Here is a 1,376-nt window from a genome sequence, read left to right as displayed (position 1 = left end):
GAGCGACTTAAGCTCTTGCGCGCCGATTGGGGGGATTCTGAGTAAATGCCCGTAACTAAATGTATCGGCTAACTCATGATTAGCTGCACGAATACTTGCGCAGAGCGTGCGCAGTAGGTGCGGTACACGCTTTAAGTCTGTCGGCTCTACGGATCCCAAAAACCTTTGTTTGGGTTGTACTCGCCAACGACGTCGCGATTCTTGATGTCCAAGTAGTGCTCGATCTCACTTTCCAAGTAGAGCGCATGATCCAGTGGATAGGTGACCTTCAAGATCCTTTCATCGACCTTGTTGTGGCGTTTTAGGCGCAATTCGATACGTGAATGGCGCGATCGGTGATTGTGTTTAACGTAAAGTTGCTCTATCTCCGAAGTGTCGATTCTTTTATGGCCAGGCGTCCAAACGGGAGCTTGATAGACCTCGATGGCGTCCCGCCCCAGAAACAGATGTGTGCTGTTGAGCCATTCAGCAATAGCTAGGTAGGTGAGTATTAGCGCAATAGTTGCGTGAAATAGTGGTAGGTATTTTACCCAGCTGTCGCTGGCTTTCTGTACATCCAGCGCAAACTCGACGCACCAAACCCATGTACCTAGGGCCAAGGCTGATTTAAATAAGCGAATGAACAGACCCTCCCACCCCGTTAAGCGGATGGTGTAGTGGCGATAGTCGTTGTGCTGGTAAACGACTATACCGGTCGGTGCTACCCTATTGTCTTGTTGATTCGATGCGGTCATGTGGCGTATGGATGCAGAACATAAAACAGGTAATCGTTAGAGTGCCATGTGTTGCGGTAACTCGCTAGCCATTCAGGTCTTTGTTCACATCAATAAGGTTTGGGCTCTAAATCTTGTTTATGATACAAAAAAGCAAAATAACGACAGGATAAACGATAGTGGCTGATTACATTCTGGCAATTGACCAAGGTACCTCAAGTTCAAGAGCGATTTTATTTAATCGAGAAGGGGAGTTGGTACATGTCGCTCAAGAGGAATTTCCGCAGTATTTTCCTAACGACGGTTGGGTCGAGCACGAACCCGAAGAAATCTGGAGCAGCGTAAAAAATACGGTTGAGGCAGTATTAGCTCAGTTAAAGCCTGATGATACTGTGGCCGGTATAGGTATTACCAACCAGCGCGAAACCACGGTCGTTTGGGATCGAGAGACCGGTAAGCCCATTCACCGTGCGATTGTATGGCAAGATCGCCGAACAGCTGAGTTCTGCTTGCAGCTAAAAGACCAAGGCTTGCAAGGTCAAGTGCAGGCCAAAACCGGTCTGCTGATCGATCCCTACTTTTCTGCGACCAAAGTGCGCTGGTTGCTCGATAATGTTGCGGGCGCGCGTGATGCGGCAAATGAGGGGTACCTGGCATTTGGCA

At 48.8% G+C, this 1,376-nt stretch carries 2 protein-coding genes; one reads left to right on the top strand and one right to left on the bottom strand.

What is annotated here, in order from left to right; all coding sequences use genetic code 11:
* Nucleotides 1-146: 146 nt before the first annotated feature.
* Nucleotides 147-734 (bottom strand): hypothetical protein, encoded by a 588-nt coding sequence (locus tag ACTF5Z_RS10355; protein WP_423853708.1) that lies wholly within the window; start codon nucleotides 732-734, stop codon nucleotides 147-149.
* Between the two features lie 158 nt (nucleotides 735-892).
* On the opposite strand from ACTF5Z_RS10355, the gene ACTF5Z_RS10350 reads away from it, so the two are divergent.
* The coding region (locus ACTF5Z_RS10350; RefSeq protein WP_438985565.1) for an FGGY family carbohydrate kinase at nucleotides 893-1,376 on the top strand (484 nt) is incomplete at its 3' end.

It is taken from the genome of Aequoribacter sp. (assembly GCF_965659035.1).
Taxonomy (GTDB): domain Bacteria; phylum Pseudomonadota; class Gammaproteobacteria; order Pseudomonadales; family Halieaceae; genus Aequoribacter.
Note: the sequence above shows the minus strand (reverse complement) of the source record. Positions and strands in the feature narration are given on the sequence as shown.

What these genes read in the sequence shown, in the direction of transcription:
- ACTF5Z_RS10355 (WP_423853708.1), bottom strand. Translation starts at nt 734, where the DNA reads ATGACCGCATCGAATCAACAAGACAATAGGGTAGCACCGACCGGTATA.